Below are 25992 nucleotides of genomic sequence, written 5' to 3'. Positions count from 1 at the left end.
ATAAGTCTAATGCCATAGCTTTCCACAGATTATGAGCGACTACGGCTTATTTTTAACGATATATTAGAAGGATTAGAGTATTTACATAAGGAGGGGTATTATCATAGAGCCCGTTACTTTAAGTACATTTCTTCAAAAGTTAAAATTCTTTTTCTACTTTACTTAAACAGAAATCTTTTGATAATCATAAGTTTAGTGCCTCGCATCTAAAAGTAATTTTATCTCTTTTATTTGTTCTGTGTGTCGCTGTTCATGCAAATATATCTGTTCAATCCATTGGTCAAGTGGTAATTCACCTAAGGCAGGATGCTTAAATGATTTTTCCACCAATAAATATTTATCTTCTATTGTACTAAGGAATGTCAGAAATTTTTTTCTCGAATCGTTTAACAAATCAATGATTGACTGAACTTCAAATGGTTCTACATCTGGTTCAACGATTTCAGGAGCTTTAAACTTTTTCGTTCGATCCAACAAATAATGAACATTTTTACGTTCTGTTTGAGTATTATCAACCTTTTTTAATCCCCATGCAATAGCCTTTATTGTTGCCTGTTCCACTAAAACTAAGTGATGACAAACTTGTGCTATACTCCACATATTCATACCAAGCCTACCATTAAATTGAGAATTACTTAATGAAGTAATCTCCTTTACTAAGTTATTTCTCGTTTCATACAGATTGTCATTTACTAAATTACTCATGAAATTCTCCCTTCACCAGAAAGTAAATATCTAGCTTCCTATTCTGTATATATTCTCCCACGATGAAAAGTATTCTTTGAGTGTAAGTGAAGGGTACCAGGTTTTAATTCAACTCTGAATTAATTTAGAACCTGGTACTCGTTTTTTTTATTAAAAGTAATTTATTTACCGTTATCAAAGTGTCATCGATCAAGAGGCAAAACGAATTGACTGTAATTTGGTGATGACTGACTGATCAACTGGCCAAGAAAAAGTAATTGGTACAACAACGGTTGTATGCCCAGTGATTGAGACAAGGGGAGCATTACTTGTTGAACTGAACAAGAGCGAGGAATGGGAACAGGTTCAAAATGATTGGTTTTTTGGATTGGTTGGAACGCAGTATGAGGTGAAAGCCTCATGTACTTATGTGAACGCGGTGAAAAAGGAGCGATAACTTCAAAACCTGTCCTATTCGTATGAAGAAGGAATATCAATTTTATAGGGTTGTGGAAAGAACAAAATATTATTTGAAACTCGCCATAAACTGAACGAGTTTTAAATAATATTACGCCTAACACATAACGATTATTCTATAGGGTGTGGTCTGAGCAGGGATACTTCTGGTTGTAGGTCCATAGATAACAATTAGATCACGGTTCGCCGGATATCTTGAAAAGAGTTGCCCGTTTGTTAATATTATTTGGGTAAATGGAGATAAATTTAATTGTAATTGTCCGTCACTACTCACTAATTGGTTATTAAAGTAATTGACTTTTACATTTTGATTTGGGTTATCTTTTACCATAACAAGTGCCTGATATTGTGGTGGGTAAATAAGGAGAGCAGGTGCATCTCCGTCATAATATCCTGTCAAACGATCTCCTACTACTATCATTTCATGGTCAACAAAGTAAGTAGAGGGTGAAACGACGAAGTTTACGATTGCACCCAATTCATTTTCAACAGTAAATAATTTATAACAGCCTTCACTTTCACCATTTTGACCTGTTAAAAAATCACCAATCACCATGACAGTTCCATGAAAAGAATAAAAATTTGTCATACAATACCTCCAAAACTTTAAGTATGTTGAATAATGTTATATTTTAATACTAGTCAAGTTAAGACTTTTTCAATATTTTAGTATGGTGTTGGGATAGGAGGACAAGCTACAGCATCTATATTTCTTGCATCAATTGCATAGTAAACCCAGACCGCGCCGTTCCATCTATATCCAGTTGCTCCTTCATACTCCACGCGAGTTGGGTAGAACCAGAACTGTTCTCCATTATTAAGCCATACATAAGTATATTGATATTGGCAGTCGATAATATACGATGTAGAAGGTTTTGATGGTCTATAGGAGGGGGGAGGAGATTGAGGTCTCATTGTCCCCTCTGATGGGAAATAACCCATGTTATTTCACTCCTTTTAATTAAGTTCTCATCATTATATGTTGAGAAGAAGGAAAACGATTATAAAACAGTTTACAGAAGTTAATTCGAAAAAATGTCGTAATTTTATTGAATAAGCCTACGGTAGCTTTGCAACAAACAACGACGAACACAATTGTATATAATACCAATAGAGATTAGATTATCATGTACCTATCTAATCTCCAGTTCATAAATATGTAATTGTAGTGATTTACCAGAATAGTTTCGTGCACAGGTACCTGAAAATTGTCTTGTGAAATTGACGGCAATACTTCAATGCCATAGACTTTTATTTTTTCAGAAACGAATGAAACAAATGGTTGTCCGCAGTATACGATTTGGAATTAAGGAAAAAATAAAGAGTACCCGCCAACCATACAGATGTAAACCGTATGGTCGGTAGGCACTCTTATATTTACTTTGAAGCTATTCTCGTATTCAGGTAAAGAAAGATTGTATAGACCGCTTCCCAGAATGGCACCATTACCAAGATTAAACTCCATGTTGAATCATCCCTTCGAGTATCATCTTAACAAAGTTTCAGATACCAGCGTTCAATTAATCAGTATATTCTACACATTTCACAATAACAGGATAATAGTCGTTAAATTGGTGAATCATTGCTTTTTTGTATGTTTATTCATTCCTGTAAATTGTTTGTCTTTGTGCGATGCATAGTGGTCGACCCCAAAATAAGCGGGCTATCAATTACAAACATGAGCTTAAAAGAATCAGCATTAAGCCATAATAAAACACCCCAAAAATTAGATTTTGACTCTAACTTTTGGGATGCATTTCATGGTTCTTTCCACCGTTGGTTGAATTGGTGGTATATTCCGTTATAATAGAGTGGAAAAGAATGTAGGAGGGATTGCTTTATGGATGAACTCATCACATTACTTGACGGAAATTTGATTTGTACAGGTACGGACATATCTTCAAATTTCATTTATTTCTTTGCGACATCTAATCGAAAAGAATGTGTGTGCCCTTCCTGTCAAAGTGTATCTTCTCGAGTCCACTCTCGCTATAACCGAAACTTTCAAGATTTGCCGATTCAAGATAAAAAGGTAGTTATTAAGCTATCTAATCGAAAAATGTTTTGTGATAATCCGTCATGTCATCGGACGACATTTGCCGAAACTTTTTCTTTTATAGACAATAAAGCGAAGAAAACCAAACGATTGAAAGAAACCATTCTGGAAGTTTCACTGGCACAAAGTTCTGTCTCTGCTGCAGTTTATCTATCGAAACACGTAGTCGACGTTAAAAAGAGCACAATCTGTAATTATCAAAAAAAAAAGCATACTGGTAATAAATAATGACGATATTGAAGCTATTTGTATCGATGATTTCGCAATGAAAAAGAGAAAGTGTTACGGTACCATCATGGTGAACCTAGCCAATGGTAGAGTCATTGATCTCATAGAATCAAGAGAGAAAGAAGACGTAGTTATCTGGCTCTCTCTTTTTCCTAATATAAAATATGTCTCAAGAGATGGCTCCTTTACCTATGCCGCTGCTATTCGGGAAGCCCATCCTGAAGCCCACCATATCAGTGGGCGAATTGTCATTCCATTGACCAAGGAACAGAACGCGATGAACGAACTGTTAACGAGTAAACTTTCACGACGTACTAAAATCCTCTGGGTCAAGTCCCTAGCGTCTCAAGGTCTCACTAAGCAAGATATCCGAACGCAAACGAAGTGCAGCCTTCAAACTATTCGAACATACATTAGAATGCGAGAAGAAGATATCCCTATAGATTCAGAGGCCCAACGTGGTCGTCAACATAATGAAGCAATCCAGAGGATTATGGATAAAGTCAACGAAGTGAAAGCATTACAAGAAAAAGGATATAGTATTAGAAAAATAGCTGAAGAGACGGGCTATACAAAACGCACAATAAAAAATTACTTATCCCCCAATTTTAATCCTATCCATGGTCAATATGGTGTACAGCGCCCCGGAAAATTGTCCCCTTTTAGAAATGAAGTAATTGCCTTGCGCTCGAAAGGAACAACATATAAAGAAATCTATAATTCCATTTATAAAAAAGGATATACAGGATCAGAAGCTGCGATTAGACAATTCATAGCGAAAGAAAAAAGGTTACAAAGTGATTTGGAAGATGACGTCACCGCAGGTTCCACGGAGATTGTGGAAAGAAAGTGGCTGGTAAAGTTACTCTACAAGCCACTAAATAAAGTGAAAGCTATTTCCCCAGAACAAGTAAAAAACGTTGTTCAGAAGTATCCGTTAGTCGGTACTTTACTTCGCTTGGTTTGGCGCTTCAAGGAGATTCTTCATTCGGGAGATAAAGAGTTGTTACATACATGGATATCAGAGACCGCAGCCCTTGAATTAAATGAATTGACTAGTTTTCTCAATGGTATTAAAAAGGATATAGATGCGGTTGAAAATGCATGTACGCTTCCCTATAACAACGGATTAGCTGAAGGTAGCATAAATAAGTTGAAAACCATCAAACGTATCATGTATGGCAGAAACAGTTTTGAACTTCTACGGAATAAACTATTATTGCTTGAATCCCGTAAATTCAACTAACAATGGAAAGAACCGTCAAATAACGGCCACCTGTCAAAGGAGACAACACGATTGAGACAACTGTCTAGTATACGAACTTCTCTCAGGATGAACAACGAGAAGTATTGAAGAAGATGGATAAAAAACAAGACGAGAATAATGAACATGAATAGCTTTAAAAACCTACTAACTTAGCAAATGAATCCGAAAAAGGGGCGGAGAATGAATGGTATTCATTGGGGGCTTACGAAAAACTAGCCTTCTCAGCAGCTGAACTGCTAGAAGGCTAGTTAAAAGATGGGTTACTATTAATAATTTAATTCCACGGAGAATGATTACAATGTTTGCTTTTCAATCCCTTAATTAACCGTGCCGAGGCTAAACACGTTTCTTCGTTTTCTAGATAGATAATCCGGCTTTTATAGTCAATGCTCTTGATTTTAGATTGATTTACAATAAACGATTTATGACAACGAAATAGGGTTTCGTGCACACCCTCATAATCCTTTAGACGTCCGTAGAACTCTAGATGCTCGTTTTCAAGATGTGCGATTATCTTATGTATTGTGGGTGAGGCTTCAAAAAAGTAAATCTCATCAATATCAATATTACGAATTTGACCTTCGATTTTGATTTGTATTTTGGATGTTACCTTATCTTGTTGGCCTATTTGAATGTATTTACGATGTACTTCCTGCAATGTCGTCAGTATTCGGCTTTGCAACATCTCTGTTTGGTCTTTTATGATGAAATCTAACGCTGCTATTTTGTACATGAATGTCAAATAGGTCATTTCTGCATGAGTTGTTACAAAAACAATACTACATAATGGATCTTTCTTTCGGATGGCTTCCCCTAGCAATAATCCAGTGATTTTATTTTCCAAGTCGATATCCAAGAAATAGCAATCTGCTTGTTCTTGGTCGATGAAGGAAAGTACTTCTTCTGGATCTGTCGTCGCCAATACCACGGTCATCCCGTTACCTTCCATCATGGCGTAGTTTGCGATGATGGTATGGATTTTTTGCAACTGAACCTCATCATCTTCACATATGACGATTTTCATTTCCTCAATTCCCCCCAATGACCAATTCTTGAATGAATAAATCTCCTTGAAGTTTCGTCGAAAGGCGTATATTCTCTTTATCCCTCATGAGATGGCGTAAGTTCACCAATCCTAATCCTCGACCTTCTTCTTTCGTTGTGTAGCCTTCTTGAAAAAGCTCATGAATTTTCAACTCTCGCCTGATGTTATATCTATTCATGCATACAAATAGTATATTCGAATCCATGCGAATGAATGCAATCCGTAGCAAGGGGTCATCCAGTGTTTTACTCTCCTCAATAGCATTATCTATAAGAATCCCTATCATCCGATTCAGTGTAATTTCGTCCATGTTTGCTGTCTGGATGTCTTCAACAACTTCTACATATGTTGGAATGTCAGCGCTATGAGCTTGCAAGAGTTTAGTCGTAAGTAACCCTTTCAAACTGATCATTTGTATGCGATTCAAAGAAGACAGCGCCTGTTGATCCTCTACTTCTCTACGCTCTTCCAGTAAAATATGATTGTAAAAAAATTGTTCAAGACCTTCATGATCTTTCACATCTATGAAGTGACGCATTGTCGTTAAAATATTCCGATAATCATGTTTAAATCTTCGCATATCCCGATTGATCATTTCAATAGATTCGATATATGTTTTAAAACCTTCAAATTCTTGTTCTTTTTGTTTAATTTGTAGCTGCTTATTGGCTATGTAAAGAATACATCCGATGATTATGAAAAAAAGGGAAATATAAATAATGAAGATAAATAAATTTGCTTGAACCGAACTAATGAAAATCGCCTGGTCCATCTTTAAAATATTGGTATACATAAAGATGAGTGTCATCAATAAAAGGAGTATACTCAATAATGAAATGTACCGATTTGAAATGTTCATTCCTTTGAAAATATTGAATGCCTTTTTGTAAACGACGGCCAACCCTGTCATGATCACCAAAAACATGATGACTTGCAGAATGGGGTACAGATCGCTGTATGTACGTCTATCGAAAAAGTGGTAGACGATTAAAGATGCCGTATGATCAGCTAATACCGCTAAACTTAAACTCATTAATACATGAAATAGACTGATTCCACTTCGTGTTTTTACATATACTAAAATACTGATAGATAGTATCACATAAAGAATTGAATATGTGCCGATTACAAACATTAATAGAACTGCTGGAACAATAATGAAAAACGTTGCAATGAAGACAAATTTTTTCGTTACTTTTATACCATTGAATACGATAGGAAATGCGATTAACACAATACATTGTACAATTAATAAAAATATTATTTGTATCTCCCACATTTATGGACCACCGACCTCTAGTAAATATACCTTTGTATACTAGTATAGACCATTTGGCAGTCAATTGTTTAAAATTCGTCAGATTTTAACTCATTTGGCAATTCTTCTTCATCCAAAAACCCCCAACACATATAACGTGAACCAAAACCTGCGATATTTATTAAAACTTCCCCAAATTTAACGAAAATAATTTCAAGTAAACTGACCATGTTCATTCTCCTTTGTCTTGTATTTTAGCCAGTACAACTAAAGTAGTTGAGATCATTATCCCTGCAACAATCAATGCACCTATCTGAGATGGAAGAAATAGTAAGACTATAGTTCCCACGCATAGGCGTCCGACTAACTTTTTATACAAAAATATATAATGTTTTTTGCTTCGTACTTTCGTCTTTTGTGAACTTGTAGGTCCTACTACTAACAATATGGCTAGTGTTAGTAGGTAGCAGCCCCAAATTGCGAGCGGGGTTACTGTCATAGTTGTCATTATCCAGGTTACCGATGGAAATAGAATACTACTTACAACAAGACAGACCTTTGAAGAAGTACAGTGCAACCCATACGCTACTTGACGTACGTACAAAAATCCCAACTGTACGATTAGCATTTCCCAAAGTAAACCCATCCACAACGCAATCCCATAAATCACTATGACTTTTTTCATCTCACGGGTGACAATCCGTAATCCGAAAGCTAATTTGACTTTTTCGATCTGTGATAGTTTTTTTTTCGATACATAATATTGTATGAATTTTTCTTCCCTTACGGTGAACTCCATTCCCTCACCCCTTTCATTTACAGTATATCGAAAGGGATAAGGTATTTGTCGAATAACCCACAACATTGTTATTTTTCTATCTAAGCGTTTCGATTTTCTCACTTCACTACATGAACGTCGTTTTTTAACACGCGAACGTAAAAAGTACTCCTTATTAAAGATAATTCTGGTTGTATGCTTTATGCAACGCTTGTAAATAGTGTGTAGTATCAAAATGTATATTAATCTTAGAGATTAGCTCATCCACTTGTGCTTTCGTAATCTTTTTGTCCTTATAGATATAATCTACTGAATGTCCTTTTGCCAATTCCCGTAAAATACTACGCTCTTGTTCACCCAATTTGGTTTTGGAGCTGTTAACAATACTCTCCATACCGTTTTCAATAACTTCTATCAAATTATTGAACGGAATACTCTTATTCAGTACGTGAAAGTTTTTCACGCCGTACGTGTGATAAGAAATTTCCCCGATATTTTCATTCGTTAAAAATAGAACGGGTTTCGCACATTCACGTAGTTCGTTTAAGTTCATTTTGTAAAATGAGAACCGTTCATATGAGGTTTCAATTATAATTACGTCATAATTGTCCATTCGTTCAGTAGTGATTCCACTAAATTCTGCTAAAGAAGTCCGAGCGTTGACTCTCCACTTCGGTCGCTTTTTCTGAAAGGCGGTTAGCAAAAGATCCGAAATTAAAGGGTAATTGGAACTCACTAGAATATACATAGTTTTCCTCCTACCTAAAGAAAATGAGATTAAAAGAAAACAGGCAGCAATTTGTAAAATGACTACTTGTTCATTCTTACTTTATCGCTCGGAGGATATTAATTTCCCCGTACCCATACAAGGGATCCTTACCAGGTGCCCCTAAGTCGGTAGCTGTTCGTTGTATTTTTCGTATATACTTTTCAGGATTCGGCTTTCTCGCACGGTCATTGGACATTAGAATAGCCATTGTTCCACTCACCATAGGTGCCGACAAACTCGTTCCAAATGATAACGTATACCCTGCCGGTAATTCGACCGCAGCGTCAATAAAGTTATGCGGTTGTTGTAAAGGTTTTGTCGTCAACATCATATACGAAACATTCATTTCACCTGTTTCTAAAAAAGTCGGACCGAAATCCCCTCCTGCTGCTACCAAATCCACACCATTCCCATAATTAGAATAGTACGCTAACTCATGATTCTTTGTCGTACTGCCTACAGTAACTACATCCCGAAGACCGCCAGGCAAGTGATAAATACCTTCTGATTTTGATTTATCATCCAAGTTGTATCCTTCATTTCCAGCAGATGCTACCATTGCAACTTTATGTCGTTTTACATATTTCACAGCTCTTTCATATGCCATCTTCGTCAGACGTTCATCTGAAGAATTCTCCGATTTGTAGGTTCCCACACTCACATTAATAATATCTGCGCCATCGTCAACGGCATCGACAATGGCTTGTAATGTATGGAACGAGTCCCCGTTTCCATCACTTTCTAGAACCTTGTAGGGAACTAGCGTTGCTTTCGGTGCGGTCATCCGCAGTACGCCTGCCACTTGAGTACCATGTCCGAATTCGTCTGTTGAAGGCTCTTTGTTTTCAATGTAACTTCTTCCTTCTTTAACATTTGTCGTAAACAGTGGATGCTGTGTATCAATTCCACTATCAATCACTGCAATTATAACGCCCTTACTTCCCATTGCTTCGAAATAGTCAAACTTTGGCCATTCAGGGGTTTTAAATGCCCAAGCAAACCGTTCAAATTCTTTAGGGTAGAGCGTTTTAGGTTCTTGTACCATCGTTTCAGAAGTGATTTTTGGCAAAGTCCCTTGCTCAACAAAGTCATTTACAAACATAGGCTGAATCATATCAATTTGCTCGGATTTCCCGTCTACACGTAATAGTCCTAATTCATCTATCGCTTCTATCTCTAGATCCGGATACTCGTTCTTTATTTTACTTTTATATTGCTGAAGTTCCGAACTTTCATCGAACATAAACACCTCTAATCGGTCTGATGCCGATGCAACAGAATAAGAGCCAAGCCAAACGACGGTTAGTAGCAAAATTTGTATATAAAGTTTCTTCAAGAAGCATTCTCCATTCTTTTTTCTTCATTGTATAGTTGTCGATAGTAAAGGTTGTTCGCGATTAGTTGCTGATGCGTACCTTCTCCTACAATTTCTCCGTTTTTTAGTACAATGATTCTGTCTACGTGTTGAATCGTCTGCAAACGATGGGCAACAACGATGCATGTTGCGTCTTCCTCCAATAAGGATTTCATTACATGCCTTTCTGATATGTTGTCTAATGCCGAGGTTGGCTCATCCAACAAGTGCAACTCGGGTTTTTTAAATAGACTTCTTGCCAACGCAACTTTTTGGCGCTGGCCGCCAGATAAGTTTGCACCCTGTTCCGAAAGAATGCTTCTAATACCAAGCGGTAAATTTTCAATAATACTGTACACATCGGACTTGACCAGTACATCTTGTAAGTGTTGATAATACTCTGTGTTCGCTTCTTGCGTGCGTCCAAGTACGATGTTTTGCTCTATGGAATCGTTAAAAATCATCGCTTGTTGATTGGTATAGGCAACATGCTTATTAAAACTATCTTTTTGGATGCGGACTAGCAATTCATCATTATAGGAAATGTCACCTGAAGTCTGCGGGAGCAGACCTGCCATCAATTTCAGTAATGTACTTTTACCCGAACCGCTTTCTCCAACTATTGCTACTTTTTCACTGCGTTCGATCGTTAGATTGACATTTTGCAAGACAGGTTCGTCAAATTCACTATACTTATATGAAACGTTATGCAAGGACACTTTTTCAAACGAATTTAGTTTTGCAGTACCTTCTTGCTGGGTTGGATGTGTAATGATTTCTTCGATTTTGTTGAAATATGAGTGTAATAACACAAAATCATTATATACATTAGCCAGCCCCATAACCGGATTGATAAATGAGCTTGCCAATGTGAGAAAGGCAACGACCGTCCCCATTGTAAGCGATTGCTCCTGCACGAAATACAATCCAATCAATAGCAAAAGTAATGGTAAACCAAATTGTAACGTTTGAGGAATAGTCAAAAACACTGCTGAAAAACGTTCTTTTGCATTTGTTATTTTTAGTTGTTTATGAAAATCTTCTTCCCATCTCTTGAAAAATGTTTGCTCAGATCCTGTAGATTTTACAGTTTCGATTCCTTCTATAATTTCTGTAATATTCTTTTGAACCTTTGCTTGCTCAATCATTTCTAAATCAATGAACTGTCGGACTTTTTGAGTATTTAAGACTGAAATAATTACCATAGTCATGGCAATTAAGACAGTAATCATCGCCAGCGTCGGGGAGTAATTCCACATGAGAATCGTATAAAATATCAAAAACACACTATCCACGAGTAGAAGAACAGCCTTTTGCGTCAGTATCTGTCTAATAAACACACTCAAATTCGACCTGAAGATCAGCTCTCCAGTAGAGCGATTCGAGAAAAAGGGCAAAGGCAATTCCAACAATTTCTCCATATACAAGGACATCAATTTATCATCGAAGATTTTCTGAAACTGAGCAACGATGAATCCTCTGCCTACTTGTAAGGCGTAATAGCCTAGTAAAACAACAAAACCGAGCAGCATGACGATACCTATTGAATGTTTTTCAACTGTTATGGACTGATCGATAAGATACTTCGTAACAATCGGAACGATTAACATTAAGCCCTGAATCCCGATTGTTAAGAAGAGTAAAAAGAACAACGGTTTTTTGAAAGAACTATTCAGAAAGTCTAATAAGAAAGATGTCTTCTTTTCTGAAGCTTGTGACTTCTCCTCATTTTGCGAAACCACTTGGATAACAATGTTAGAAAAACATTCCTCCGCTTCCTCTTTATGGATCCACCTTCTCCCAGTTGCCGGGTCGCAAATACAGACTTTACTTTTTTTCACTTTCTCAATGACCACGTAATGTCGGTTATTCCAAAAAGCAACACAGGGCACTTGCAACTGTTCCATCCCCGTGTTTACTTTATATGCTTTCGCTTCGAATCCATGATCCTCTAAAATCACCATCATATCTGAAATCTTGAAGCCACCTCTTGGTACCCCGTACGTATTTCGTAAATCAGGCAAAGAGGTCGACATTCCATGATAATTCATCAGCATAGTCAGACTAGCAAGTCCGCACTCACTATGCTCTGCTTGTTGGATTAGCTTTATTTTTGCCATATCATTTACTCCACTTCCTCTGTCATTGCTTGTAGTAGGACAAACGAAGGAATATCGCGATTGATTGTCCGCAATAAGGTGTAAAGAACTCCTGTAATGCCCGTATATAGTCCTTTGGATTGTATCGTTTGATATCCTTGCAATCTAAATTGTCCATAGGCTCTATAATTCGAAACAAGTTGCTTTACTTTATTTTCTAACAGCGCATCCGTGTCGTTCCCTTTCTGTTGCAATGCAAGTAATAGTTCAATATCCCCCGAAGTTCCATGGCATACTGAATCTTCTCTTTTGTCATTGAACAAAGAATCGATGGCTTCTACTTTTTGTTGCACTTCCTTATCTGAATTCGTATAGCACTCTGTCAACCATCTACTTAACAAAATTCCTGTGCTACCATGACAAACCGCGTGAGTCATGCCAGTCTTCTCCGGTCTTGGATCATTCCAGTAGCTTCCCTGCCAATGCTCATCTTCTCGTGTGATCCAAGTATCGATACTAGATTCTGCAAGACCCATCATTGCTTTAGCATAGTATGCGCCGCTATTTCCATGGATCAGTCCTACAAACGGGGTTTGCTCATCATAGGTTAGGCTGTCGCTCAATTTCTGTGCGTATGCTTCATACTTTGCGTTATTAGTTAACAAACTCAATTGATGGAAGACTACTATTAAACTTGGTTTTCCTATTAACCAATCATTTGTATCTTCATAGTCAAATATCATGATCTGGTCTGCAAGTTGCGATGCTAGTTTTAGGGCTTCCTCATTGCCATTCAATTTGAAATCGATAAGCAAAGGATAGATCAATGCGCCATTGCCATAGAACATGGATGCCTTCGGAGCACTAGGGATGACAAGCATTGTATTTAATATCTTGCGTTTAATCGTTGTATACTCTGCCGTGTTTGAGGGATCTGTTGCTTGCAGGGCCGCAAAAAATGCATACATGCCAGGCAACCCATCATACAACTGGTTGTTCATAGCCTCATACTTCCATGTATCTTTACAGACTAGGTCAATCCAAGTCATAGACTCCGTTTTCTCATCGTAGATGGCTTCGTCCAATAACAACTGGGATACTTCCTTCACTACATCCAATACAGATTCCTGAGATATCGCAACATTTTCTTTCGACTGCTCTGGTATCGATGCAGTGTGCATGAAAGTACCCATGGACAGTTCAATTTGTAAGCACTGTTCTTCAATTTGCTTGTCTGACAAATTCGTTATGCTTTGCACTACTTCTGAAATAATCGTTCGTTTGTATACGTTTGAAATCATTTCATTTTGAGAATTGTATAAATGCGCATCGGAAATTTCGTTGAAAAACTGCGGAATGTCCCCTTCCAACATTTCATTCAACTCATGACCCGCTATTCGTTTGTCGCGATATGGATAAGCAAACAGATTATGTAACACCTTTTCACGCTCGATCATATTCTTCATGCAATGAGGGTGATAGGAAAACTGCAGAAGATCTACATACCGCTGGGTTGGTCTAACTACATTTCGAACACGCGCTGCTTGAAAGACCTCTTCCAACTCCGCTGCGAAGGCTTCCTTATGTTTCATACATGACGTCAAAAAGCTACGGAATCCTTCTACTATTTCTTGTTGATACTGTTCATATGAAATCTCTTTTCCATGTAAGTGTGGCGTATTCGATTTCGATGAGATGAAATGATCCATATATTCAAATTTCATTTCATCAGTGGAATGGTGATTCAATTTCAAAATTTTGAATGGTGTTTTTTGTGTTCCGTGGCTAAGCCCGCTTATATTGATTCCTTTTTTCTTGTCATCTGAACGATCCGCTAGAATATCAAATGGCACTAGTCCAGTCAGCACAACGGAATCCATTTGTTTTTCTTTTGCTTGGACATGTGCACTTTCTCCAAACTCAAGCGGCACATGCTGTTGGAAGAAGGTCTCCACGTCTATCAATACGGGGTGATCTCCATACGCAATAATATTTTCATAATGAAAATCGGTTCCTCTCAAAAGATAGGCTAATCCGATAAGTTCTCCGTAGTGTCTATAAAAACTTCGTACTTCACTTTCTGAAGTACATGACTCACGCTGGATAAATTGTTCAAACGTATAGGTTGGCTTTACGATTCTTCTTACATTATAAAAATCAGTCCCTAAGTTCCGATTTAAATAATCAAAAAACCTATCTAGCTGTTTTGTGTAAACTAAATTTTTCGGTTTATACACAATCAGTTCTGTTTCAGAGAAATAAACGAGCATGACACTTTTGCCTTGGTCGTGTGAATCACCTGCAGACAAACCCATTCGTTGCACGACAGTGGATGATTGGCCCAATGTGGACTGGATTTCAGATGCATTTTCGTTCAGACGAATGATGAAATCTTCTATATTTTTCATGAAAAATATAGTTTTAGTGGAGATTAGCCGCAGCAACGCTGGATATTCGTGGTAAAAGTTTTTTGCGGATTCCACATTGCCAAAACGATGCTTCATATAAGATTGGAATCGTTCCTCTCCATTTTCCCCTGTCAATCCAGCTTCCTTTTTCACCTGTTGAATATCCGCCGCTAGTGTACGGCTCATTATGCCTATCAGTTCTTCTGAGTACCCTTGAACAATTGAAACAATAGCATCTACATGAAATTTGTATTGTGTGGATGCAGCTGTTTTCTCTTTTAAAAAATGTTTCATAAATTGTAAAAAGAAGCGAATTGCATACGTGTAGTCATATTTATCGAAATGTTGTTCTTCTTCGTAGTTCTCGATAATTTGTTGATACACTTTGTACCAATCGGATTCTTCTACTTTTCGTAACAGACCATCTCTATCTTGTTCGTTGATTGGCTGAATACCCTTTTTAAAAGATTGTTCACTTTGATAATGATCGAATATGAAATCCATATCGGTTTGTTTTAGCAAGGATTTCCGTTCTTTCCAATCTTCCCACGTTCCTTCGGTCATACTGAAAATTTCGCCTGCCCGTTCTTCAATCGTCAATGCGTTTACTAATCGCCTGTCAATTGTCTCAATCATAACTGTCATGTCGTTTCCCCCTAACCATAAAGTAAGTTAGCATATACATACTTGTTGTATATGCTAACCCTTTCAATTAACACACCGTCGCTGATACTAAAGCACCGAAACCTAAACCAACTGTAAAACAAATTGGCGTTGTCTCCGCTTGGACATCTCCGTCACCTTGGATTTTCATCATTTCCTCGATTGTTAGTTCCTCAAACTTTGGTCCTGCATAATTTACTTGTTCACTCATGATGATCTCCCCTTTGTTTTTGATTAACAGTGTTTAATGCTCAATACGACTGTGACGCCTGTTGCGATACCGCCGCCCACCCAGCCACATGCTGCCGAACTTGCTGCAGTTGTTGCTGCAATTGCACAAACTGGTGTCGTCTCTGCTTGTACATCTCCACTACCTTGGATGGCTACCATTTCATCCATCGATAGTTCCTCAAATGTTGGACCTGCATATTCTTTTGTTGTCATGTTGTTTTCCTCCTTTGTTTTTTTGATTAACAGTGTTTAATGCTCAATACGACTGTGACGCCTGTTGCGATACCGCCGCCCACCCAGCCACATGCTGCCGAACTTGCTGCAGTTGTTGCTGCAATTGCACAAACTGGTGTCGTCTCTGCTTGTACATCTCCACTACCTTGGATGGCTACCATTTCATCCATCGATAGTTCCTCAAATGTTGGACCTGCATATTCTTTTGTTGTCATGTTGTTTTCCTCCTTTGTTTTTTTGATTAACAGTGTTTAATGCTCAATACGACTGTGACGCCTGTTGCGATACCGCCGCCCACCCAGCCACATGCTGCCGAACTTGCTGCAGTTGTTGCTGCGATTGCACAAACTGGTGTCGTCTCTGCTTGTACATCTCCACTACCTTGGATGGCTACCATTTCATCCATCGATAGTTCCTCAAATGTTGGACCTGCATATTCTTTTGTTGTCATGTTGTTTTCCTCCTTTGTTTTTTTGATTAACAGTGTTTAATGCTCAATACGACTGTGACGCCTGTTGCGATACCGCCGCCCACCCAGCCACATGCTGCCGAACTTGCTGCAGTTGTTGCTGCGATTGCACAAACTGGTGTCGTCTCTGCTTGTACATCTCCACTACCTTGGATGGCTACCATTTCATCCATCGATAGTTCCTCAAATGTTGGACCTGCATATTCTTTTGTTGTCAAATACTTCCCTCCCCTTTCAAGAACTGTATGACTTAACTGTTCTTGAACCTAACTATAAAGCGTCACCATCATGAACATCCTAATTCCCCATATCATGTGTTGTTTTTCACTTAACCGTAGATTTTACAGGTGAGAATTCACGTTGATGATTGCATTAACGTACTTTCGAATGACGTATAAAAGAAACTTTTACTAGCTATTGTTGCATATGTGAATAATCAAAATTATGTCAGCTCGATTCCTTTATTCAAAGATTTAGTGGATCAGATGTCGTAGAGAAATTTCAAAGGCCGTAACGTTAGCTGTAGTGTACTCAAGTGAAATAAAAAAAGTTGTCGCAAAAGACATTTCTGTCTTTTACAACAACCTGTTCCGTTAATTCACAACATAGTGTTCGAAAAATCTTTTCTCCGCTTGCAGGAAGCTATGCGAATCTTTTTTTATCGTCTTCACATACTGCATATACGCTTCTTTTACTAACGGGGTCCCACTTAGTAATGCATTCGTACGTGCCGATGACAGCGGATCAATGACCGGTAATTCATCCATCACATTCTTCGATATCGTAATCGGTTCACCGAGATAGTATTGCGTGGCAATATAATAATGATACACACCTGCCAGCACACTCTTATGATTGGCTTTCAGACCGTGGATGTCAATTGACTGGTAAAACTTCTTAAGATAATATTTATTGTCCGTTTCGATTGCACTATAGAATAAGTACATGAGATAAATAGCTAATTCGGGAGTCGATAACTTCGATGCTGGAATATTTGAAGCCTTCATTTGGAGCGTTTTATCCCATGTAGACGAATGACTTTTAGCCAACAGCTTATTTGTCATACGATAATAGTTAATGAACACGGTATTGTTTTTTGCAACTTGAAGGACCGTGTACCCATCGGAGAATAACCCATTCATTTGGTAAGGAAGAGACGTTACCACAAACAATAAAAAACTCGTGATCCCAATCACTTGAAAGAGAAAGAGATTACTGAAAGAGAGACTGGAAACAAGTATACTTGCTAAGGGACCCGCAAGTACCGTATATAAAATTGACTTCTCCAACCGCTGCTCACTGTGCTCGATTTGCACATACCCTGATACTTGCGTCCAATTTTCGGGCCACGTCACTCTGAGTTTGCCGCGCTCTGTCCGTTTTATTGCTAGCAATCCTGCTGCGTAAAACATAAGTTTAGATTTTACGATCATTCCGCCCACTACATGACCGGCCTCATGCAACGAAATTGCAATCAGTATGCCCAGTCCAGTAAAAAGAACGCCCGCGAACAACTCCGATTTTCCCCAATCTATGCATGCACCCAGCGTTAGCAAACCTCCAGTCGCTAACATCGTACGTGTAACTGTATTCATAGAATCCGACCCCTTTCTATATACGATTAGTATATAGAAATTTAATGTGTCCAACATCGTTCTATCTTCAGCGTATACTTTTTATACGTAATCGTGCACACGCATGGTAATTCAGCTATTCACGTGATCTTAACCGTTCAAGGCGTGGTTTAACTGACCACACCTGTACATTCCCCATCCTAGTGAACTCCGGCTGTGTATAATACCACTCTAGAATAGTTCTGAGTAATATCTGAATTGTGCGGTGGACAGGCAACCATTTTTTAGGCCCTTATAGATAGTGAGCTGTCGTCTCTATCCCTAATGTGACGTCTGTCAGCTGGTAGGCTTCCCGAAGTACTTGAAAACGTCGGATACTGGAAGTGAGTTTCCTAATCTATCAAGAGGCTTGAAAGAAAGTACGGTTGTCTATTTTGCTCGTCCTTGCGCCCCATATGAAAAGGATCCAACGAATGTCACACAATGGACTTCTAAGACGTTTTATTCCGAATGGAAAAGCTGTTTCTGATTACTCTAGACGACGTATTCATCAGACGCTGAACAATCTATCCAGGAAGATCATGGACTACCAACAGCCAGCCGTTCTTTTTGAACAAGGGTTAGCTATGTCAGTTCTTAGTTTACATGTCAGATCCAGGTTAATCTTCTCAACTTTCATACATACACTAGATTTTATCTAAGTGGGCTCTATCGAATCATGGTACAACCGGAAGCGGATTCACGGAGCAATTCAATACATGACGCCGCAGCAACTAGAAGATTCATGTCGCAATTCAATTAGCGTATGACTTGATGAGAGAAGCTGCTCTCATAATCATCTAAGTAGTCCGTGAGTTTAGAACCTACGCTCATTTCCTGTATCTAGAGAAACTAATTAAAGGCTCCTATTTCATTTATTAATTTCTCTGGATACAGGGCAGACAATGAGTTGACGCCAGTTTGAAAAGAACTTAACTTTATTGTGTCCATGATATTGACTTAGAACCATTGTAGATAAGACAACTTTTATAAAATTTTAAGACTATCGTTAAAACTTAAAATGGCCTTTTATGATTTTTATCAGCATTTTCACCTAAAATCCTCGACAATTTCTCTCCTGACCTACCTTGCCTAGTAGCCCCCTGCTCCCTCTCCAAAACTGACTTGAAATGTTGCAGTTCTGGATTTTCATCAACATAACCTTTCACGATATGGTTCTCATGTTTGTTATACTAAACAAAAAAGGAGTTGACTAAAATGAATTTACCTAGGTACATCCAATCCTTTTTTGAACTTGTAAAGTTTCAAAAGATTGAAATTTATAACGAGTTTTCATTACAGCATGAGCTCGGATTATACCTAAGAAATCATTTAGATAACTCTTTCAAAATTCAATTTGAACGCAACGTCAAATTCTTTGATATCACGGAGAACTTAATTAAAAAAGAATTGGATATAGTCATCTATAACCCGACAGCAAATGAAAGATATGCAATCGAACTGAAGTTTCCAAAGAACGGTCAACACCCAGAGACAATGTTTAATTTTGCAAAGGACATTAAATTCATGGAGCAAATGAAAGAACATGGTTTTTCTCACACTTACGCAATTTCATATGCAGAAGACAAATTATTTTATAGTGGCTCAAACATTGCCGGTATTTATGGATATTTCCGTTCGAATAACCCCCTACATGGAGAAATTACTAAACCAACAGGAAAAAGAGATGAACAATTTTATATAAATGGCTCTTATATAATCCAATGGCAAGCTTTAGAAGGTTCTTCAAAATACTATATACTTGAGATTTAGGGATTAACAAAAGTAGAACTTTCTACTTTCGTTAGGTATACTTTTAAATCATCTACTCAGTTTAATAGTCGATCCCTCTACTCGATTTTCCTCCTCATCCAGCTCATAAAACGTCACATTATTCTTTGATTCTTGTTCTACTTCATACTGATAGGAAAGTTTTTGTTCACCATCTTTCGTTGTATAAAGATTTAACCTATCATCATCTACCACCAAATAAAAGCAATAACGTTGCTGCCATAGTTCCTGTTCCAAATATATCAACGACCATCGTTGAGGAAATTGAGTCCCCGCGATTTCTCTCAAGACGTCGCTCACGCTTGTCTAACTGCTCCTTTCGGGGGGTTTCTTCTTCACTTTATTCTACCAAATCCTTAAATACGCTCTTAAAGGCCATCAAGCTGTCTGTACGCTCTGTTAAAAACTCTTTGGCACTTTTATATATTGAACCGATTTCATTCTTTAAATTTACCTATACGAACTAACTATTCACTCACTTCCGATAATACTCATGGTACAATTGGTTAATTATTTTTGCCAATAGGAGGAATGAATATCAAATCTAAACTTATTTCGCTATCGATTATATTAATTTTAACGGGTTGTAATGCCAATGAAGTAGAGAAAAAACCCGAAACTAAGACAGTAGATTCTCAAACTCAAGAAGTGGATTCAAAAGAGCAAGAAGTTATTGAGGATTTGAAAAAGTATGCACAAGAGAATGATCTCGTTAATTTTAAAGATACAATTACCGAGGCGAAAAAAGCCGATATTCCAAAAGAGGAATTTACAGGAATAATTGATTCTTTCGTAATGAAATTAATAAATGAAAGGGACTTTCCATTCATATTGGAAAACTACGGTAATATCGCTAATATAAGTATAGAAAGTATAGACAATGGAAACAAGTTTAAGGATTTCATAAAAAATGAAAAAGAACCATTATTAGATGAAATGGAAATTGCCTTAAATAACAAAGAATTTGATAAGGTAAAGAATTTATATGAAAATGAACCAATACTTCAAAATGATAAAGAAGCATCCGCTATGTATCATTATTCCTTGTATTTACAAACTGAACCGAAGTCACAGGATACTTCTATAACTTTAGGTGTTTCAGTTGAATATAATTATCAAGGGAGAATGAGAAATGAAATTTTACAGGGTGTAACTAATACGTCTTACAAGGATGATCCTTATACTATGCCACCTTTCGCAGAGTTTCAATGGAAGGACATGAAGAAAAGGCAATCGGATTATAAAGCTATCGAAGAAAATATAGCTCAAAATAAACAAGAAGGCGTAGAAGAAAGAGCTCAGGCAGTAGGAAAAAACCCAACACTTGGAATGACAACTGGACAAGTTGAAGTATCACTTTGGGGGAAACCAGAAAAGATTAATAGAACAGTTACTCAATATACTGAAAGAGAGCAATGGGTGTACGGACAGGGACAATACCTTTATTTTGAAGATGGAATTTTAATAAGCTTTCAAGATTGATTTCCATAAAAGGTATTACTCTCAAATGTCTAAAAAAACATCTGAAAAAATCGCAAAAGAAATTATCAATACGGATAGTAATAGAACTGACGGAAAAATTGTGAAAGTTGATAGTTTCGGAAAAAGAACTGTTTATAATGATGTTACCGAGGTGAAAGGTTTATATTGTGGTGGCATTGAACTTGTGATTAATGATGGAAAAGTAACTTTTGAATATCAGGAATCAGACACTATCAACAATGTTTATTGTAAAGCATAAACAAGAACACATATATAACGAACTTTAAAGAAACGGGGTCTCAAGAAACACCATTTATATGATAAAAAATGAAAATGAACAAAAAAACATGCAGCCAATAAATTGGTCGCATGTTTTTTGCCCTTACATTTAAAAGGGCGGTAACACTTATTATTATAGCAGTTCTTCAACTATAAAACCGCTTCTCACTTATCATTTTGAATAGATTCATTGATAAGATCTATTTTTACTTATTCATCTCCTTTTATCGACTTGTAAATATTCCACATCGTAGAATCCTCTAACACATAACTGTTAAATGCGATTCGCAAGGCGTCTACCTCTTTGTGTCCATTCGACTGCAAATCCTTGACAACAAAACGCAACAATCCATCTTGTTTCGAGAATTCCCGCATCTTTTTCGGACAATAACTAATCTCTTTACACATAAATAAACATCCTCTCACTCATAATCGTATATTTAGGTAATCGATGCCGCCTATCAATCAATTAATCAAGGCGGCACCAATCACTGTTACTCAGCTAGAAACGAGCGAATTGTATCTATAAATGCGGACATAGCCGTAAAAATGCGGTCACGTTCTATCCCTTGCGGAAATACGCTATCCCGAATGCCACATACAAGATAATCACTCACCCAAAGTCTTTCTTTCAAATTTTCGTACACTTAACACTCAAATGCGCGCGCAGCCAGTTCCACGTTTGAAGACCAATACTTCCCAATCTTGCCTTTATCCATATTGATTGCATGTTGGAAATAGGTTGAACGTTCAGTTGTATACGGGACAAGATCGACCGCTTTGCCGGTACTCTTCTCGTGATACTTCGCAAGAGATTCTGCACTCGCTTTTATTTCTTTCAAACGCTGCTTTGCATATTTCACCCGAAGTTGACTTTGATAGCTCTCACTCACACATTGCGACAGGTGCTTTTCGACTCGAATAGCAAATGCCTCTAACCGTTTATCCATGAATCGCTGTAAATCGCCTTCCACTTCGTCATACAAGGCGATAAATTCTCTCCTGACTGAATAGGTCCGCTTACAGTCACGCACATCAATAAATGCGTTCGACTGTCCAATTTTTATAGCATCTAGCAGTTCGTTAAGTGCGTCGGTAACTTCATAGGGCATTTCGCCAAATTGTTGGTCAGTCAAAAATCCGATTTTCCCATTTTCAAAGGAATGGCTATAACTGAACAGAAAATGGTCAAGCCCATGAAACCACTCGTGCGCCAAGATACCAAGCGAACCTTTTTCTTTGGTCAAATTGATAACCTTACGACTAGGTTCATAATGGCCAAGCGCTCGTCCACGTCCACGCGAGCCAAAAGCCATTGCCAGTTCACCTTTCAAACTGACCGCTTGAATTGGAATGTTTAAGATTTCCGCTAAGTCCGTATAAGCTTCTGCAGAACGAAGTAGATGCTCACGTCCTTTTTCGTCATCCACGTAATGTCCAAACTCCGAAGCACGAAAATTAAAATGGTCAACGTAGTCTTTCGGGTTCTCTATACTGACAGTAGATCCACCCATACGAGTGGGAATTTCCGGCAATATACGCTCCCAAACAGGTTTACGTGAACCACCCTTACCTGCGACTTTTATAACCTCAGTTGTTGGAATCAATTCACTCCAATCTTTTACGGAAAAAGCATTATTCAAGACAGAAACGCGCGATTGATGTTTACTAAAATAATTCTTGAATGGACCTTTGTAGTCATATAACGCCATTGACTGGTCAAGGTCGTGCAAGAACAATCGTGCAGTGTTTTCTTGAATTTGCCTTCTTTTCTGTGCGATTTGTTCCTCAGTGTCATCAGATGATAGTACGTCTAACTGCCTTATCTCTTGTTCAATAGATTCAGTGCGACGTTTGCTAGGGGCTGAAATAACTGCAAGAACACGATACTCGAAAAGCGAATACTCCTTTTTTGACTTAATCGTTTTGAGTAAGTCACTGAGAAAGTTCATTGTATTCACATACTTGCGCCGATCTTCCGCTGTATCTATCGATTCTTTGGGTATGCGGTTAATGATGAGTTGTATCGCTTTTGCAACACCAGGCTCAACACACCGCTGACGACAATCCTCAAACGAGAACCAATTGAAGAATGTATCACGAATAATAAAACCAGCCGCAGTAGCCACATCCATTTGCTCGATTTCTTTTAAGAGAATTACACTTGGCCGAGCAAGGAATTTCTCGCGCTGCTGCGCTAAATCTTTACGTGCTCCTCCTATTTTCTCACCAACATCAAACGCCACAGTTCTTGTTTGTTGTCCAGTAGATCGAACATCACGTACTAGTGAACTTGTTTTCTTTTCCTTCTTTTCGATTGACTTAACTCTACTTGTGTCTTGAATCGGCATATCGAAAATTGATAATTGTTCTGTTTGCATGATTGATGCATCCCCTTTTTTAGTTAATAAAAAAATGGACTAACCGATATTTCGGATAATCCATTTTGCCTCTGCCTAACAACTAAAATGGTCCATCCTCCTTTTCTTAAAGGAAAATTTCCGGAACGTTTTGTGTTGTTGTATTGTTCATTAATGTACTCTCCATACCAAAATCTAAGTTACGGTCTTTTCCAATTTATCTTTTCAATTGTTGTGAAAACGCAAAAAAGCCCTTGGGTAGTTTGTTCACATAGCAAAAAGAAAAAAGATTGCTATGAAACACAAACAGCCCAAAGGCCTCAATTAGTCGTCACCGCAGAATTGCACCAAGAGGTGAATTTGCAAAAGAATCAAATAGAAAAAGATATGCTTTTAGTGTAGCAAAATACAGACTGAAGTACAATCTACTTAGATAACACATCTATATACCATCCGTATTTTTCCCGAAAAGTTGGAGAAACGAAAGTTTCAAGGTTATATTTTTTATTTTATTACCAAAAAACATCGCCTTCCTTTCTTTCATAGTCAGACCTTCTATCAAGTATTTCGCGTTCTAACTTTGATAATCCAGCGTCATCATCAAGTTGCTTAATATCGTACGCGTCTCTCCCCAATCCTCTTGCGTTCAGGGATCGAAGCTTAGCTTGTTCTTTCTCTTCCGATTCAGTATTTTCCCTCTTGAGTTTGTCCATCCAATTATCCTCTTCTACCTCTTCTACCTCTTCTACCTCCTCAACCTCGTTACTTGTTGTCCTATCAGACTCCTTGTAATACCTATACTCTGCTTGTGATTGTCTCGTTTTTTCTATTTCGTGCTCGGCTTCAGCAATTTGATTCTGATAATCGTTAATTATCTCTTGAACAAGCTCGTCATCCTTGTCACTCATACTTAGGAGTGCGATTTGTGATTCTGCAAATTCAATATTATCTCTTTGCCTTGTAATCCAATCATATTCAGGGCTTGTCGTTTGTTTGACCTGAGTTGAAGCCTTATAAATGTTGTCAGATAGTTTTTTTTCGTAATGCAGTAGGGCGTTTCTATAGCTTGGATCTCCTTTTACAGCGTTTATACTGTCATAGGCTACCATTTTACGACTTCCATACTTCATAAATGCTTTCATTTCATCTGGACGGTCATAAAAAGATTCTGCCCCCAATATATCCTCTTGTTCTTGACAGAATTGGATTTCCTTATAATTAGTCACAATATATAGATATTGTGGTGTCTCCTCTATCGGAAACATATCAGTTTCAACTTTTTCTGTAACTATACCTAGTTGTTTAATTTTCTCTTTCATGTTAATGAGTATGTTTCTGACCATAAATAATGATTCTCCTTAATTTGAATTTAACTTTAAAATGATAATGAGGTTATTATACCAGTATTTTGTGACTATTAAATATTACTAGAGAATAAGTTTCACTTTTGGTAGTAAATATAAACAATATTAACTATCAAGTCATTAGCCCGGCAAGGCCGGAATGTCTTTCTTGCAATAAAAGGGGGAGAAATCCAATCAAAAAATGAATTAGTTATTCAGTTTACAGCTTAAATATGACTATATGAATAACGAGAGTATAAATAATAATAATAATAAATGAACAGGGTAGAACAAATAAAAGAACCAACGATTCAAAATAGGAACTTTGATTCCGTTCATTGCTGGTAATCCAAATATCAACAAGAGGCCCACAATCGCGAATAATTGAATCAACATTCCGGTCGAAAGTACATAAGCAATCGTAAACGATGCAAGCAAGACAAAGCCAAATACTTTACGGTCGCGGCAATAGACAAATAATGCTGGAAGTAATAGTCCCCACCAATCGTAATCAATTGGGAAAAGTAGACCTATTAGGATCAAGACCGCTACGTGGTATCCAGTTAGTCGGATGAAATATAGCCCGATTACAAGTGTAAATAAGATATTCGGATTCATTGATTGAAAGAACAACATATAAGGAATTTGACTAATGATTGCAAATAATAATAGGCGTTCCATGTACTTCTGTTTATTACTCGTTCGGATTGATCCAGCAGCAATAAGGTATGCGAAAATAGGAAAAGCCAAGCGGCCAATCATGCGGAATTCAGTGATAGTTGGAAAGAATAGATAACCTACATGGTCAATGACCATTGTCATAAAGGCAATCCACTTAAGTAAGTCCAATCGCCCTTCTCTTACGCTGGAAGTAAAATTAGTAGGATTTATGGGATTAGTTAATTTCAAAATCAATACTTTCCAATCCCTTCTGTGCAGAAACATTGATACTGTTCTTGAACGTTGGTATTAAACTGTAACTTAGTATTTATATTCTCACAACCTACGACTCTTTGTTTGTACTACTAATTTAATTGATTTAGATGTTTTAAACCTATTTAAGTGTTTTAGAGAGTCGTTCAGCCTTAGAGCTACAAGGGTTTA

29 protein-coding genes are annotated in these 25992 nt (G+C 37.6%); 6 read left to right on the top strand and 23 right to left on the bottom strand.

Annotation, left to right across the window (positions count from 1 at the left end):
- Nucleotides 1-192 precede the first annotated feature (192 nt).
- Nucleotides 193-705 carry a DinB family protein gene (locus AC25Y6_RS06430; RefSeq protein WP_488142402.1) on the bottom strand — a complete coding sequence of 171 codons (513 nt, stop codon included), beginning with the start codon at nt 703-705 and terminating at the stop codon, nt 193-195.
- Nucleotides 706-1258: 553 nt separating this feature from the next.
- Complete coding sequence (locus AC25Y6_RS06425) at nt 1259-1750, bottom strand: hypothetical protein (protein WP_488142401.1); 492 nt, start codon at nt 1748-1750, stop codon at nt 1259-1261.
- A gap of 1251 nt (nt 1751-3001) precedes the next feature.
- Between AC25Y6_RS06425 and AC25Y6_RS06420 the strand changes: the two genes are divergently transcribed.
- Together AC25Y6_RS06420 and AC25Y6_RS06415 are read left to right on the top strand one after the other, a co-directional pair.
- Entirely contained in the window at nt 3002-3445 is a 444-nt protein-coding gene (locus AC25Y6_RS06420; protein ID WP_488142400.1) for a transposase family protein, read from the top strand.
- Nucleotides 3411-4691, top strand: coding sequence for a transposase (locus AC25Y6_RS06415; protein WP_488142449.1), 1281 nt, complete (start codon nt 3411-3413; stop codon nt 4689-4691). Before AC25Y6_RS06420 ends, AC25Y6_RS06415 begins: the two co-directional genes overlap by 35 nt.
- Before the next feature lie 295 nt (nt 4692-4986).
- Here the strand turns inward: AC25Y6_RS06415 and AC25Y6_RS06410 are convergent, their stop codons facing one another.
- From AC25Y6_RS06410 to AC25Y6_RS06340, 15 genes are all read right to left on the bottom strand, one after another.
- Nucleotides 4987-5736, bottom strand: a complete 750-nt coding sequence (locus AC25Y6_RS06410; RefSeq protein WP_488142399.1) for a LytR/AlgR family response regulator transcription factor — start codon at nt 5734-5736, stop codon at nt 4987-4989.
- A 4-nt stretch (nt 5737-5740) separates the two neighbouring features.
- Nucleotides 5741-7036 (bottom strand): GHKL domain-containing protein, encoded by a 1296-nt coding sequence (locus AC25Y6_RS06405; protein ID WP_488142398.1) that lies wholly within the window; start codon nt 7034-7036, stop codon nt 5741-5743.
- 68 nt (nt 7037-7104) lie between these two features.
- Nucleotides 7105-7245, bottom strand: a complete 141-nt coding sequence (locus AC25Y6_RS06400) for a cyclic lactone autoinducer peptide (protein WP_488142397.1) — start codon at nt 7243-7245, stop codon at nt 7105-7107.
- 2 nt (nt 7246-7247) lie between these two features.
- On the bottom strand, nt 7248-7814 hold the full coding sequence (locus tag AC25Y6_RS06395) for an accessory gene regulator B family protein (protein ID WP_488142396.1): 567 nt from the start codon (nt 7812-7814) through the stop codon (nt 7248-7250).
- A 154-nt stretch (nt 7815-7968) separates the two neighbouring features.
- Nucleotides 7969-8541 carry a hypothetical protein gene (locus tag AC25Y6_RS06390; RefSeq protein ID WP_488142395.1) on the bottom strand — a complete coding sequence of 191 codons (573 nt, stop codon included), beginning with the start codon at nt 8539-8541 and terminating at the stop codon, nt 7969-7971.
- A gap of 76 nt (nt 8542-8617) precedes the next feature.
- Nucleotides 8618-9898, bottom strand: coding sequence for a S8 family peptidase (locus AC25Y6_RS06385; RefSeq protein WP_488142394.1), 1281 nt, complete (start codon nt 9896-9898; stop codon nt 8618-8620).
- Nucleotides 9895-12036, bottom strand: coding sequence for a peptidase domain-containing ABC transporter (locus AC25Y6_RS06380; RefSeq protein WP_488142393.1), 2142 nt, complete (start codon nt 12034-12036; stop codon nt 9895-9897). Before AC25Y6_RS06380 ends, AC25Y6_RS06385 begins: the two co-directional genes overlap by 4 nt.
- A gap of 5 nt (nt 12037-12041) precedes the next feature.
- Entirely contained in the window at nt 12042-15068 is a 3027-nt protein-coding gene (locus AC25Y6_RS06375) for a type 2 lanthipeptide synthetase LanM family protein (protein ID WP_488142392.1), read from the bottom strand.
- A 67-nt stretch (nt 15069-15135) separates the two neighbouring features.
- Nucleotides 15136-15297 (bottom strand): mersacidin family lantibiotic, encoded by a 162-nt coding sequence (locus tag AC25Y6_RS06370; protein WP_488142391.1) that lies wholly within the window; start codon nt 15295-15297, stop codon nt 15136-15138.
- A 23-nt stretch (nt 15298-15320) separates the two neighbouring features.
- The gene (locus tag AC25Y6_RS06365) at nt 15321-15530 is read right to left on the bottom strand and encodes a lichenicidin A2 family type 2 lantibiotic (RefSeq protein ID WP_317934202.1); all 210 of its coding nucleotides are present in this window, start codon (nt 15528-15530) and stop codon (nt 15321-15323) included.
- A 26-nt stretch (nt 15531-15556) separates the two neighbouring features.
- Nucleotides 15557-15766: a lichenicidin A2 family type 2 lantibiotic gene (locus AC25Y6_RS06360; protein WP_317934202.1), complete on the bottom strand. Its 210-nt coding sequence runs from the start codon at nt 15764-15766 to the stop codon at nt 15557-15559.
- 26 nt (nt 15767-15792) lie between these two features.
- Nucleotides 15793-16002, bottom strand: coding sequence for a lichenicidin A2 family type 2 lantibiotic (locus AC25Y6_RS06355; RefSeq protein WP_317934202.1), 210 nt, complete (start codon nt 16000-16002; stop codon nt 15793-15795).
- 26 nt (nt 16003-16028) lie between these two features.
- Nucleotides 16029-16238: a lichenicidin A2 family type 2 lantibiotic gene (locus AC25Y6_RS06350; protein ID WP_317934202.1), complete on the bottom strand. Its 210-nt coding sequence runs from the start codon at nt 16236-16238 to the stop codon at nt 16029-16031.
- Between the two features lie 375 nt (nt 16239-16613).
- Nucleotides 16614-17615, bottom strand: coding sequence for a site-2 protease family protein (locus tag AC25Y6_RS06345; protein WP_488142390.1), 1002 nt, complete (start codon nt 17613-17615; stop codon nt 16614-16616).
- A gap of 1034 nt (nt 17616-18649) precedes the next feature.
- Nucleotides 18650-18802 (bottom strand): hypothetical protein, encoded by a 153-nt coding sequence (locus tag AC25Y6_RS06340; protein WP_488142389.1) that lies wholly within the window; start codon nt 18800-18802, stop codon nt 18650-18652.
- Between the two features lie 49 nt (nt 18803-18851).
- Here AC25Y6_RS06340 and AC25Y6_RS06335 point away from each other — a divergent pair, with 49 nt between their 5' ends.
- A complete protein-coding gene (locus AC25Y6_RS06335; RefSeq protein ID WP_488142388.1) occupies nt 18852-19406 on the top strand; it encodes a hypothetical protein in 555 nt (184 codons plus the stop codon).
- Between the two features lie 48 nt (nt 19407-19454).
- Here the strand turns inward: AC25Y6_RS06335 and AC25Y6_RS06330 are convergent, their stop codons facing one another.
- Nucleotides 19455-19724 carry a hypothetical protein gene (locus AC25Y6_RS06330; protein ID WP_488142387.1) on the bottom strand — a complete coding sequence of 90 codons (270 nt, stop codon included), beginning with the start codon at nt 19722-19724 and terminating at the stop codon, nt 19455-19457.
- A gap of 231 nt (nt 19725-19955) precedes the next feature.
- Here AC25Y6_RS06330 and AC25Y6_RS06325 point away from each other — a divergent pair, with 231 nt between their 5' ends.
- Together AC25Y6_RS06325 and AC25Y6_RS06320 are read left to right on the top strand one after the other, a co-directional pair.
- Entirely contained in the window at nt 19956-20906 is a 951-nt protein-coding gene (locus AC25Y6_RS06325) for a hypothetical protein (protein WP_488142386.1), read from the top strand.
- Nucleotides 20907-20931: 25 nt separating this feature from the next.
- Complete coding sequence (locus AC25Y6_RS06320) at nt 20932-21165, top strand: hypothetical protein (RefSeq protein WP_488142385.1); 234 nt, start codon at nt 20932-20934, stop codon at nt 21163-21165.
- Between the two features lie 230 nt (nt 21166-21395).
- On the opposite strand, the gene AC25Y6_RS06315 is transcribed toward AC25Y6_RS06320, so the two are convergent.
- From AC25Y6_RS06315 to AC25Y6_RS06305, 3 genes are all read right to left on the bottom strand, one after another.
- The gene (locus AC25Y6_RS06315; protein ID WP_488142384.1) at nt 21396-21593 is read right to left on the bottom strand and encodes a hypothetical protein; all 198 of its coding nucleotides are present in this window, start codon (nt 21591-21593) and stop codon (nt 21396-21398) included.
- A gap of 86 nt (nt 21594-21679) precedes the next feature.
- Nucleotides 21680-21832, bottom strand: coding sequence for a hypothetical protein (locus AC25Y6_RS06310; protein ID WP_488142383.1), 153 nt, complete (start codon nt 21830-21832; stop codon nt 21680-21682).
- Nucleotides 21833-23566, bottom strand: a complete 1734-nt coding sequence (locus AC25Y6_RS06305) for a hypothetical protein (protein WP_488142382.1) — start codon at nt 23564-23566, stop codon at nt 21833-21835. It lies immediately after the preceding gene.
- A 213-nt stretch (nt 23567-23779) separates the two neighbouring features.
- Here AC25Y6_RS06305 and AC25Y6_RS06300 point away from each other — a divergent pair, with 213 nt between their 5' ends.
- Nucleotides 23780-23947: a hypothetical protein gene (locus AC25Y6_RS06300; protein ID WP_488142381.1), complete on the top strand. Its 168-nt coding sequence runs from the start codon at nt 23780-23782 to the stop codon at nt 23945-23947.
- Between the two features lie 110 nt (nt 23948-24057).
- On the opposite strand, the gene AC25Y6_RS06295 is transcribed toward AC25Y6_RS06300, so the two are convergent.
- The gene (locus AC25Y6_RS06295) at nt 24058-24864 is read right to left on the bottom strand and encodes a hypothetical protein (RefSeq protein ID WP_488142380.1); all 807 of its coding nucleotides are present in this window, start codon (nt 24862-24864) and stop codon (nt 24058-24060) included.
- Nucleotides 24865-25125: 261 nt separating this feature from the next.
- On the bottom strand, nt 25126-25737 hold the full coding sequence (locus AC25Y6_RS06290; RefSeq protein WP_488142379.1) for a TraX family protein: 612 nt from the start codon (nt 25735-25737) through the stop codon (nt 25126-25128).
- Nucleotides 25738-25992 lie beyond the last annotated feature (255 nt).

Source organism: Sporosarcina sp. Y1004, from assembly GCF_057669665.1.
Note: the sequence above shows the minus strand (reverse complement) of the source record. Positions and strands in the feature narration are given on the sequence as shown.

Excerpts from the sequence above, each read along its gene's own strand:
- AC25Y6_RS06430 (WP_488142402.1), bottom strand. The coding sequence starts at position 705 with ATGAGTAATTTAGTAAATGACAATCTGTATGAAACGAGAAATAACTTA.
- AC25Y6_RS06425 (WP_488142401.1), bottom strand. The coding sequence starts at position 1,750 with ATGACAAATTTTTATTCTTTTCATGGAACTGTCATGGTGATTGGTGAT.
- AC25Y6_RS06420 (WP_488142400.1), top strand. The coding sequence starts at position 3,002 with ATGGATGAACTCATCACATTACTTGACGGAAATTTGATTTGTACAGGT.
- AC25Y6_RS06410 (WP_488142399.1), bottom strand. The coding sequence starts at position 5,736 with ATGAAAATCGTCATATGTGAAGATGATGAGGTTCAGTTGCAAAAAATC.
- AC25Y6_RS06405 (WP_488142398.1), bottom strand. The coding sequence starts at position 7,036 with ATGTGGGAGATACAAATAATATTTTTATTAATTGTACAATGTATTGTG.
- AC25Y6_RS06400 (WP_488142397.1), bottom strand. The coding sequence starts at position 7,245 with ATGGTCAGTTTACTTGAAATTATTTTCGTTAAATTTGGGGAAGTTTTA.
- AC25Y6_RS06395 (WP_488142396.1), bottom strand. The coding sequence starts at position 7,814 with ATGGAGTTCACCGTAAGGGAAGAAAAATTCATACAATATTATGTATCG.
- AC25Y6_RS06390 (WP_488142395.1), bottom strand. The coding sequence starts at position 8,541 with ATGTATATTCTAGTGAGTTCCAATTACCCTTTAATTTCGGATCTTTTG.
- AC25Y6_RS06380 (WP_488142393.1), bottom strand. The coding sequence starts at position 12,036 with ATGGCAAAAATAAAGCTAATCCAACAAGCAGAGCATAGTGAGTGCGGA.
- AC25Y6_RS06375 (WP_488142392.1), bottom strand. The coding sequence starts at position 15,068 with ATGACAGTTATGATTGAGACAATTGACAGGCGATTAGTAAACGCATTG.
- AC25Y6_RS06370 (WP_488142391.1), bottom strand. The coding sequence starts at position 15,297 with ATGAGTGAACAAGTAAATTATGCAGGACCAAAGTTTGAGGAACTAACA.
- AC25Y6_RS06365 (WP_317934202.1), bottom strand. The coding sequence starts at position 15,530 with ATGACAACAAAAGAATATGCAGGTCCAACATTTGAGGAACTATCGATG.
- AC25Y6_RS06360 (WP_317934202.1), bottom strand. The coding sequence starts at position 15,766 with ATGACAACAAAAGAATATGCAGGTCCAACATTTGAGGAACTATCGATG.
- AC25Y6_RS06355 (WP_317934202.1), bottom strand. The coding sequence starts at position 16,002 with ATGACAACAAAAGAATATGCAGGTCCAACATTTGAGGAACTATCGATG.
- AC25Y6_RS06345 (WP_488142390.1), bottom strand. The coding sequence starts at position 17,615 with ATGAATACAGTTACACGTACGATGTTAGCGACTGGAGGTTTGCTAACG.
- AC25Y6_RS06335 (WP_488142388.1), top strand. The coding sequence starts at position 18,852 with ATGAATTTACCTAGGTACATCCAATCCTTTTTTGAACTTGTAAAGTTT.
- AC25Y6_RS06325 (WP_488142386.1), top strand. The coding sequence starts at position 19,956 with ATGAATATCAAATCTAAACTTATTTCGCTATCGATTATATTAATTTTA.
- AC25Y6_RS06320 (WP_488142385.1), top strand. The coding sequence starts at position 20,932 with ATGTCTAAAAAAACATCTGAAAAAATCGCAAAAGAAATTATCAATACG.
- AC25Y6_RS06315 (WP_488142384.1), bottom strand. The coding sequence starts at position 21,593 with ATGTGTAAAGAGATTAGTTATTGTCCGAAAAAGATGCGGGAATTCTCG.
- AC25Y6_RS06305 (WP_488142382.1), bottom strand. The coding sequence starts at position 23,566 with ATGCAAACAGAACAATTATCAATTTTCGATATGCCGATTCAAGACACA.
- AC25Y6_RS06295 (WP_488142380.1), bottom strand. The coding sequence starts at position 24,864 with ATGAAAGAGAAAATTAAACAACTAGGTATAGTTACAGAAAAAGTTGAA.